Raw genomic sequence first — 9994 nt, 5'->3', positions numbered from 1 at the left:
CGTTGATCTCGCTGATGGCGAGCAGCTCGGCATCACGCACCGAGACCTCGCTGATCGCCATGGTGCCGCTCAGTGAGTGGAGCACCCCGACCTTGATCTTGGTGGGGTCCGACGGGGCGGGCACGGTGCCCCCGGTCGACGACTGCACCTGACTGCCGCACGCCGGCGCCGCCAGGGCGAGCAGGGCAAGGCCCGCGAGCAGCGTACCTCCCCGCGTGGCCACATTCCGCTCTCGCATCGTTCGCCCCCTCATGTGCGCGGGCAGTCGCTGATCGACTGCACTCCGCTGCGTCCATTGCCGGATCGTGTTCGCCGGGAGCGTGCGCACAGTGGAGCCAGGCAATGCCTGGTGACGCAGCCTCCCCCCGCCGGGATTGCACCGCACCGGTGCAGCGAGTGTGACTCTGTTCCGCCTCCCGCCTCTCCGATATGTCCTCCGGCACCTTAGCCAACCCGAGAGGAGACCTCTATGGACACGGCGTCCGACTCGCGTGACGGGTCTCTTGTGCGTGGCGTGACACGCCGCGAGGCTGCTCGCGACACATCGCCGAGAGGGTCAGTGCGGCGGTGGGGCCGGGGTACGCCCCCGGCGTCCACGCACGAACGCGTCGACCGCATCGCACTCGCGTCCACGGCCGCAGGGACGTACTCCAGTACCCCTGTCCGGCTAGGAGAGGGCGGGTGAACCCCTGCTAACCTCCGCACCACGAAGCCCGCTCTCTCCGCCCTCCTCGAAGCCCTCTACCTGGAAGCCTCCTTTCGCCTCTTCTACCTCGAGGATCCGGACGCCTCCCTGGCACGGATGCGCTTCCTCTACAGCCTCAGGGGGCCGGCTGCGCTTCGGCGAGCGCCCCCTGACCGGCCGGCTGGAGGACCACATGGCTGAGCTGCGTGACCTGCTCGAGAACCGGAGGAGCACCCGGCGGTTCGACCCCGACCGCGACATCCCGGGCGAGGTGCTCGCCGCCGTCCTCCAGGCGCCGCTGGCGATGCCGCACGCCGGCAACACCTACGACTGGCGCGCCATCGTCCTCCTCCGGCGCGACCGCGACCCGGAGCGCTGGCCCGCGATCTTCGAGGCGCTGCTGTCGCAGCACTACGTCGAGGAGGCCGCCGCCCTCGTGGTCTGGACGGTGCAGCCCGCCTGGTGGGAGGCCAACTACCGACGCAACGTCGCCGACCTCGTCGAGCGCGGGCTCATCGACGCGGCCCGGCACGGTGCCCTCCTGGAGCTCGTCGCCGCCGGCCCCGGGCGGGAGTTCCCGGTCGCCGGCGCACTCGCCGGCGAGGCGATGATGGGTGTCGCCGCCGCCATGCTCGCCGCCATCGACGCCGGCCTGGGGGCGACGATCACGGCGTGCCGCCCGGCCGGCCTCGCCGCCGCCCTCGGCGTGCCCGAGGAGGCGGTCGTCCTCCCCTTCGGAGTGCTCGCGATCGGCCATGCCGCGGCCGCTGCCGGCGGCGCGCCCGCCAAACCGGCGCTCACCGACGTCTACTACACGGAGCGCTGGGGCCGGCGGCTGGCACTGCCCTCCTGATAGCCGGCGCGGCGACGGGCGGTTGTCGCGGGCGTCGCGCATCGTCGGCGCGGCGGGATCGCACATCCCGGGGCACACCGGGGGAGACGACGATGGACGACCAGCAGCGGGCCGATCGGGCCGAGGCCGAGGCGATCGCCCGGTACCGGGCGATGCGCGCCGTCTGGGGCAGTGCATGGGGCCGGCGCACCCGCTGACCGGCCCCCGGCTGTCGTCGGCGGGCAACGGCCGGGGCGCGAGCTGGTGACGGTCGCCGGTGGGGCTCGCGCGAGGGCGACACTGCCGGACACCCCGAGTGCGCGCCGCGCGACAGACACCCGTCGCCTCGATCCCGGATGCTCTCCCCATGCACCTCATCGACGGGACCCTGGTCCTCAGCGCCACCGACCTCACCGGCTTCCTCGCCTGCGAGCACCTGACCGAGCTCGACCGTGCGGTCGCCGAGGGACGGATCCCGGCGGCGGTCCGCGACGACGACCCCGAGCTCGAGCTGCTCCGCCGCCGCGGCGATGCCCACGAGCAGGGCCACCTCGAGTCGCTCCGCGCCGAGGGGCGCACGGTCGTCGAGATCCCCCGCGGCACCTCCACCCTCGAGGGTCTGTACGAGTGGGAGGCGCTCACCGTCGCCGCGATGCGGGCGGGCGCCGGGGTCATCTTCCAGGCCGCCTTCTTCGACGGCCGGTGGCACGGGCGCGCCGACTTCCTGCTGCGCGTCGAGGAGCCGAGCGACCTCGGGTCCTGGTCGTACGAGGTTGCCGACACCAAGCTCGCCCGCTCCCTGAAGGCCGCCGCCCTGCTGCAGACGGCGGAGTACTCGCTCCAGGTCGAGCGCATCCAGGGCCGGGCGCCCCGGCACCTGCACATCGTGCTCGGCGACGGACGCACCGAGCGGTGCGCGGTCGCCGACGTCGTCGCCTACCACCGCGCCGCCCGGCGGCGCCTCGAGGAGGTGGTCGACGGCAGCCCCCGGGCGACATACCCGGAGCGGGTCGAGCACTGCAGGGTCTGCCGCTGGGCCGACGGCTGCGCCGAGCGCCGCCGCGTCGACGACCATCTCTCGTTCGTCGCCGGGATGCGCCGTGACCAGATCCGCCGGCTCGAGGCCGCCGGAGTGCGCACCCTGCAGAGCCTCGCCGTCACCCTGCCGGTGGTCCCGGGGATGTCGGAGGACGCGCTCGGCAACCTCCACGCCCAGGCCGCCCTGCAGCTGCGTCAACGCGCCGACGGCGTGATGCGCCACGAGCTGCGGCCGCCGGGCGACGGTGCTCACGGCCTCGCCGCCCTTCCCGAGCCTTCCCCGGGCGACCTCTTCTTCGACATGGAGGGCGACCCCTGGGCCTGCGACACCGGCCTCGAGTACCTGTTCGGGATCACCGAGGTCGTCGACGGCGCGCCCCGGTACCACGCCTTCTGGGGCCACGACCGGGAGGGGGAGAGGCGGGCCTTCGAGCAGCTGGTCGACCTCGTCGTCGCGCGCCTCCAGCGCGATCCGTCGCTGCACGTCTACCACTACGCGGCCTACGAGCTCAGCGCGCTGCGCCGCCTCGCCGGCCAGCACGCCACCCGCGAGGACGAGGTCGACCGCCTGCTCCGTGGCGGCGTCCTCGTCGACCTCTACCGGGTGGTCCGCCAGGGGGTGCGGGTGTCGGCGGAGTCGTACGGGCTCAAGAGCCTGGAGCCGCTGTTCATGCCCCGGCGGCATGGCGCCATCACCGACGGCGGCTCGAGCATCGTCGAGTACGAGCGCTGGCTGGAGAACCGGGATCCGGCCATCCTCGACGCCATCGCCGAGTACAACGCGGCCGACTGCGAGTCGACCTGGCGGCTGCGCGGCTGGCTCGAGGAGCGCCGCGCCGAGCTCGAGGCGCAGACCGGCGCGCCGCCGCCCCGTCCCGAGCCGGCCGACGGCGCGCCCTCGGAGGAGGTCGCGCGCGAGAGCGAGGAGGCGAGGGAGCTCGCCGGCCGGCTGCTCGCGCGTCGCTCCGGCGGTCCGGAGGCGGACGCCGCGACCCGGCTGCTCGCCGGCCTCCTCGACTGGCACCGCCGCGAGGACCGGCCGGCCTGGTGGGCCTACTACGCGCGGCTGGCGATGGCCGACGACCAGCTCCACGAGGACCCCGACAGCATCGCCGGGCTGACCTTCGACGGGGTCGCCGGCACGCTGGGGAGCTCGGAGCTCCACCGCTACCGCTTCGACCCCGCCCAGGAGTTCACCATCCGGGTGGGGGACAGACCGGTCGACCCGGCCACCCGGAGGTCCCCCGGCGAGGTGGCGGAGATCGACGGCGAGCGGGGCGTGCTCGTCCTCCGCCGGTGGCCGTCGGCGCGCGCGCAGCCCCACCCTCGGGCCCTGGTGAGCGGCGGCCCGATCCCCACCACGGCGCTGCGCCGCGCCCTGCGCCGCACCGGCGAGTGGGTCGCGCTCCACGGGATCGACGCGCCCGGCCCCCACCGCGCCGCCCGCGACCTGCTGCTGCGCCGGCCGCCACGGGTCGCCGGCCACCGCGACGGAGACCCGCTGCGCCGCGGTGGCGAGACCCCGGTCGACGCCGGGCGGCGGCTCGCGCTCGACCTCGACGCCGGCTGCCTCCCCGTCCAGGGACCGCCGGGCTCGGGGAAGACGTACACCGCCGCCCGGATGATCCTCGACCTCCTCCGGCAGGGCCGCAGCGTGGGCATCACCGCGATGAGCCATCGCGCCATCGGCAACCTCCTCGACGAGGTCTGCCGCCACGCTGAGCAGAGCGGGGTCGAGATCACCGCGGTGCAGAAGGCGGACGAGCACCAGCGCTGCGCCAGCGACGTGGTGCGCTGCGCCGGCTCCGTCGCCGAGGTGGTGGCCGCCCTCGCCGAGGGCCCGGCCGTCGTCGCCGGGACCGCGTGGCTCTTCTGCCACGAGACGATGGAGGGCGCCGTCGACACCCTGGTGGTCGACGAGGCGGGACAGGTGTCCCTCGCCAACGTCGTCGCCACCGCCGGTGCGGCGCGCAACCTCGTCCTCTGCGGCGATCCGCAGCAGCTGCGCCAGCCCGTCCAGGGCACCCATCCCGAGGGCGCGGACCGCTCCGCGCTCGAGCACCTGCTCGCCGGCGAGCGCACCGTCGCGGACGGCCGCGGGCTGTTCCTCGACAGCACCTGGCGGATGCATCCCGACGTCTGTGCGTTCGTGTCCGAGGCGTTCTACGACGGCCGGCTCAGCGGCCGCGCCGAGTGCGCCCGCCAGGCGGTCACCGCCCCGCCGCCCTTCGACGGCGCCGGGGTGCGGTACCTCCCGGTGGTCCACGAGGGCAACCGGGTCACCTCGCCCGAGGAGGTCGCCGCGGTGCGCGACGTCGTCGACCTGCTGCTGCGGGAGGGGCGGTGGACCGATCGCCGCGGCCACCGGCGGCCGATCACGCTCGACGACATCCTGGTGGTGGCGCCGTACAACGCCCACGTCAACCGCCTCCAGGACGCGCTCCCGCCGGGGGCGCGGGTGGGCACGGTCGACCGCTTCCAGGGGCAGGAGGCGCCGGTCGTCATCTACACGATGGCGACCTCGAGCGGCGACGACCAGCGGCGCTCGATGGACTTCCTCTACAGCCTGAACCGCCTCAACGTGGCCATCTCCCGCGCCCAGGCCATGGCGGTGCTGGTGTGCTCGCCGGCGCTGCTCGGCGTGCACTGCCGCACCGCGGACCAGCTGACCCTCGCCAACGCCCTCTGCCGGCTGGTCGAGATGGCGGGCGACGGTGACGCGCTGCCGTCCTTCGGATGGATCCCGGTGCCGGCCCGGGCATGAGGGTCTCGCGGCAGGGGGTAGACCCCGTCGGGCCGAGCCGGTACCATGGCCCCGCTCGGCGGCCGGGCAGGGGGGGCCGGTCGCAACACTGGACGGGAGCCGGAGTGAGGACCATCCCACACCCGAGCAGATGTTCGAGGGCCCGCGCCGCCGGCGCGGCGCTGATCGCCTCCGCGGTGGCGGTCACAGTCTCGTCCGCGGTCGCGGCGCAGTCCGGCGCCGGTCCGCGGGTGGCCGACAAGGGATGCGTGGCCGGCGACGCCGGTGGCACGGTCCACTGCTCGGATGTGCTGAACAACAGCCTGAACGACATCTCGGTGCACATCCTCGGTCACTGACAGGACACTGTCAGGGCGCCCCGAACCCCCGTTCGTACGACAGCCGGAGCCGGCTGGATCATCATCGGTTCCGCGCTTGCGCCGATCGGGGAGGGTGCGCATACTGCCGCTCATGGCAGCAGCTGGACTGGACCTGGCGCGGCGGCTGAGACGCGATGCCGCGCGAGAGCAGATCCTGGATGCCGCATGGGAGCTCGCGACCCGCCGGAGCCTGCATGGTCTCTCGATGCGCGCCCTCGCCGGCATGCTGCGGATCGACCACCAGCGCATCTACACCCACTTCCGATCGAAGCACGACCTGTACCTCGCACTGTCCGCACGGCGGTTCCCGGCGTCGCGGGAGGAATGGGAGGCGGTCGGAGTCCACGACGATGACGGCGCACCGCAGGCGCCGCGACTGCTCGAATCCGTGGCCGCGGGATCGCGTGGCGCCGAGGCGCCACAACGCTGGGCCCGGCCGCCGATGACCGCCATCGACGCCATCGATCGCTGCACCGTGGTGGCGGAGCGCTGTGGCCACGTCCTCGGTGGCTTCGTGCGGCGCAGTCATTCCGTGAGCTTCCGCTTCACCGCGCGGTGCCGGGTCTGCGGCGACGAGATGAGCGTCCGCCGGACGCCGGGCGGCTGGGTCCACACCACCGAGGCGGCCTCCTGCCGCAGTTGACCCAGCCTCGAGGTGTCCGAGTGCCCGGCCGACCCCGTCGGGGCGACCGCTATACCGCGTACTCGACGTCCATGAGCGCGACCCGCCGGCGGGCGGTCAGCGCCCCGGCGACCGAGGCGCGGTAGCTGCCCGATGTGGGGGCCACGTCGTCGTAGTCGCGGCCGACGGCCACGGTGATGTGCCGGGAGCCGGCCGCCACACCGTGGGTGGGGTCGAGGGCGTGCACCTCGGCGGCGGCGTCCCCCTCCACGGGGATCAGCACCTCCACCCAGGCGTGGGTGCCGCCCTCGCCGAGGAGGTGGCCGGAGACGTAGCGGGCGGGCAGCCCGGACATCCGGCAGAGGGCGAGCATCACGTGGGCGAAGTCCTGGCAGACCCCGGCGCCCATCGCGAAGGCCTCGGAGGCGGTGGTGGAGACGCCGCTGACGTTCTTGTCGTAGCGCATCGTCTCGTGGACCGCGCCGTTCACCGCGAGGGCGAGGTCGAGCCCCCGCAGCCCGCTCTCGCGGTGGCGGCGGGCGGCGCCGCGGAGGGCGGCGTCGGGCAGGGTCAGCGCCGACGGCCGCAGGTACCGCGGGTCGGAGAGCGCTGCGGCCGGCAGCCACGGGCGGGTGGCCGGGTTCGATCGCTCGACGATGCTCCAGGCCTCGAATCCCACCGTGGTCTCCACCTGGGGGGCGCGGACCTCGACGACGACGTTGCCGAATCCGTCCGAGTCGCTCGACAGCGTGTGGGCGGAGGCGCATCGCACCTCCAGCCGGTGCGCCACCAGGCGCTGGTCGCCGTGCTCCGCCGGGGGGATCAGCATCAGCCGGTGCTCGAGGTCGGCAATCGGCCCCGCGTAGTCGTAGTGGAACGCCTGGTGGACGAGGAAGGCGGTGCGGGTCACTCGCGGCCAGTCGACCGCGCCGGGGTCGATCAGCGCCAGGGCCGCGACCTCGGTCGAGTCCATCGAGAGGCAGCTGGCGGCGTCCTCGGGGGTCACGGCGCCTCCTCGGCGGGCTCGGCCCAGACCGTCATGCGGGTGAGCGGCGCGGCGCCGTAGCTGGTGATCATGGCGGTGTCGATGGCGTCGCGTCCCAGCCCGATCAGCACCCGACCGCAGCGCCGCCGGTTGTTGCGGGGGTCGAAGGTCCACCAGCGGCCGCCGAGGAACACCTCGAGCCAGGCGCAGAAGTCCATGGGCTCGTCGGGCGGGTCGACGCCGATGTCGGGCAGGTAGCCGAAGGCGTAGCGGGCGGGGATGTTGATCCCGCGGCAGAGGGTGATGGCGAGCTGGGCGAAGTCGCGGCAGACGCCGACGCGCTGCACGTAGACGTCGCACGCGGAGGTCGACGGTCTGCTGGAACCCATCGCGAAGTCGAGGTTCTGGTGGACCCAGTCGCAGATCGCCTGGGCCCGGGCCCATCCCGGTTCGAACCCACCGAACATCTTCCAGGCGGTGTTGGAGAGGGTGTCCGACTCGCAGAGGCGGCTGGGGAGGGTGTACACCAGCACCTCGTCGGGGAGCTCGTCGACGGGGTGCTGGCGCGCGCCGGTGCCCAGCTCGTCGACCGCCTCGGTCACCTCGACGCGTGCGTGGTACTCGATCACGCTCTCGCCCGGCGGCATCACCAGGCGGCGGCAGACGTTGCCGTAGCCGTCGAGATAGGTGTGGGTGTCCACCGGTGGGGTGGTCTCGAACCGCTCGGTGACCACCCGGAATGGGCGGTCACGGCGCGGCTCGACCTGGAGCAGCGCCGGCACCGGCCACTGCAGCTCGTGGGCGAGCTCACATCCGACGTGCAGGGTCAGGGTCACGGTGGGCTGATCATGGTGCATGGGGGTGACGTGGGTGGACGTCCTCCTCGCACCAACCTGGTCACGCACGGTTGTGCGGCACGCCCACGCACCGGACGGTCAGGGCCGGTCGAACGACATTTCACACAACTACATGGGTTCTTCGCCGCGGCTGCACAGCCCCTCGATAGGGTGGCGCGCATCATCCCCGCCACCATCACGCGCGCGATCGGAGGACGGCGCCGGACGCTGTCCGGTGACGGGTTCGGCAACGTGCTCGCCGGCGCAACCCTCGCCGCCGGAGGCGCTGGTGCCTGGGTGACGGCCGCCCACGGCGGGGCCGTCGCCGCACGCGGGGTCACCGAGCTCGCCGACGCCGGGATCCTCCTGATCTGCGCCCTCCGCGCCGCCGCCGCCCCCGACCGCAACCGGGCGACCTTCTGGCGGCTGCTGACCGCGGCCTTCGCCATCCTCGCCGTCGCCGCCGCCGTCTCCTCGCTCTCGCGCTGGCACCACACCGCGGCGCTCGACTCGGTGTCGGTGGCCGCGGTGCTCGCCGCCTACCCGTTCATGCTCGCCGCCCTGTGCGTCCGCGCCGTCCAGGAGGAGGGGTTCGAGAGCGGGCTGGCGACCTTCTGCGACGTCGGCATGCTGGTGCTGGCGCTGCTGGCGGCGTGCCTGCCGGTGCTGCTGCCGCCGCTGGGGCGGCTGGGGAGCGCCGGGGCGGCGGGCGTCGCCCTCACCTGGGCGGGGAACCTCGGCCTCTTCGCCGGGGGCGTGTGGGTGCTCTACCGCCTCCCGTCGCACCGGCGCGCGGGTGGCGTGGTCCTGATGGTGTTCGCGCTCGGCCTGATCAGCCTCCTCGACCTGGTGGAGATCGCCTCCGACGCGCACGGTGTGCCCCCCCGCTGGCAGGTCGGGCTGGGATACGGCGCCTGCTACCTGCTGCTGGCGGCCACCCCCTCCCGCGACGTCACCCGAGGGCTCCGGAGCGACTCGGCGCCGGAGGGCCCGGTGTCGCTGCGGGTGCTCCTCCCGTACCTGGCGCTGCTCCCGCTGATCGCGCTGTGGTGCGTGGGCGCGGTTCGGGCCGAGGACACGCGGGTGCTCGCGGCGGGCATCATCGCGGTGTCGCTGCTCGCGCTCACCCGGCAGATCCTGCTGGTGAGGGAGCACGCGGCGGTGGCGATCACCGAGCGCATGCGCGCCCGCGAGCAGGCGCTGATGCAGGAGGTGGCTCGGACCCTGGCCTCGTCGCTGGAGCTCGACGGCGTCCTCGCCGAGGTGGTGCGTGCCTCCTCGGAGATGATGTCGCCGCCCGGGGCTCGCCGGTGCGTGGCCACGGTCCTCCGGCTCGAGGGCGGGTTCGCGGTCTCGGTGGTGCAGCGGGACGAGGAGGGGCTCGCCGGCTTCCCCGGCACCCGATACCGGCTGGACACCCACCCGGAGCTGGCCCGGGCCGTCGCCACCGGCGGCATGGGCAGCGGCGAGATGGCCGGCACCGCCATGCCCGCGACCACCGCCGAGGCGGTGCGGGACGCCGGGCTGCGCGCCTGGCTGGTGGCCCCGCTCCACGTCGGTGGCGCCGTGTTCGGGCTGCTCACCGTTTCGGATCGCGATCGCGGCGTCTTCGAGCCGGTCCTGGTGCAGCGCCTCGGAGGCATCGTGAGCCTCGCCGAGATGGCGATCTCCAACGCCCTGAGCTACGCCCGGCAGCGCGACGCCGCGTCGACGGACCCGCTCACCGGCCTGCGCAACCGGCGGTACTTCGAGGACCACCTCGCCGGCCTGCCGCGCGCCCGGTTCGCCGTGCTGGCGATCGACGTCGACCACCTCAAGGCGGTCAACGACGAGTACGGGCACGAGGCCGGTGACGACATCCTGCGGGCGGTCG

General features: G+C 74.0%; 8 protein-coding genes. 5 read left to right on the top strand and 3 right to left on the bottom strand.

The genetic code is table 11. The features are described from left to right. Positions 1-238: transporter substrate-binding protein (locus VGL20_14585; protein ID HEY2704910.1), on the bottom strand; the 238-nt coding region annotated here is incomplete at its 3' end. 640 nt (positions 239-878) lie between these two features. Between VGL20_14585 and VGL20_14580 the strand changes: the two genes are divergently transcribed. The 4 genes from VGL20_14580 (at position 879) to VGL20_14565 (ending at position 6321) form a co-directional block, all read left to right on the top strand. After that, the gene (locus tag VGL20_14580; GenBank protein HEY2704909.1) at positions 879-1538 is read left to right on the top strand and encodes a nitroreductase family protein; all 660 of its coding nucleotides are present in this window, start codon (positions 879-881) and stop codon (positions 1536-1538) included. Between the two features lie 346 nt (positions 1539-1884). Next, complete coding sequence (locus VGL20_14575; GenBank protein ID HEY2704908.1) at positions 1885-5319, top strand: TM0106 family RecB-like putative nuclease; 3435 nt, start codon at positions 1885-1887, stop codon at positions 5317-5319. Between the two features lie 104 nt (positions 5320-5423). Then, positions 5424-5657, top strand: coding sequence for a hypothetical protein (locus VGL20_14570; protein ID HEY2704907.1), 234 nt, complete (start codon positions 5424-5426; stop codon positions 5655-5657). A gap of 112 nt (positions 5658-5769) precedes the next feature. Beyond that, a complete protein-coding gene (locus VGL20_14565; protein ID HEY2704906.1) occupies positions 5770-6321 on the top strand; it encodes a helix-turn-helix domain-containing protein in 552 nt (183 codons plus the stop codon). 49 nt (positions 6322-6370) lie between these two features. On the opposite strand, the gene VGL20_14560 is transcribed toward VGL20_14565, so the two are convergent. After that, the gene (locus VGL20_14560; protein HEY2704905.1) at positions 6371-7306 is read right to left on the bottom strand and encodes a transglutaminase family protein; all 936 of its coding nucleotides are present in this window, start codon (positions 7304-7306) and stop codon (positions 6371-6373) included. Then, positions 7303-8121: a transglutaminase family protein gene (locus VGL20_14555; GenBank protein HEY2704904.1), complete on the bottom strand. Its 819-nt coding sequence runs from the start codon at positions 8119-8121 to the stop codon at positions 7303-7305. Before VGL20_14555 ends, VGL20_14560 begins: the two co-directional genes overlap by 4 nt. 171 nt (positions 8122-8292) lie before the next feature. On the opposite strand from VGL20_14555, the gene VGL20_14550 reads away from it, so the two are divergent. Next, positions 8293-9994 (top strand): diguanylate cyclase (locus tag VGL20_14550; GenBank protein HEY2704903.1); only part of this gene is annotated, 1702 nt, incomplete at its 3' end.

It is taken from the genome of Candidatus Dormiibacterota bacterium (assembly GCA_036495095.1).
Lineage (GTDB): Bacteria > Chloroflexota > Dormibacteria > Aeolococcales > Aeolococcaceae > CF-96.
This window is presented reverse-complemented; position numbering and strand designations above follow the sequence as displayed.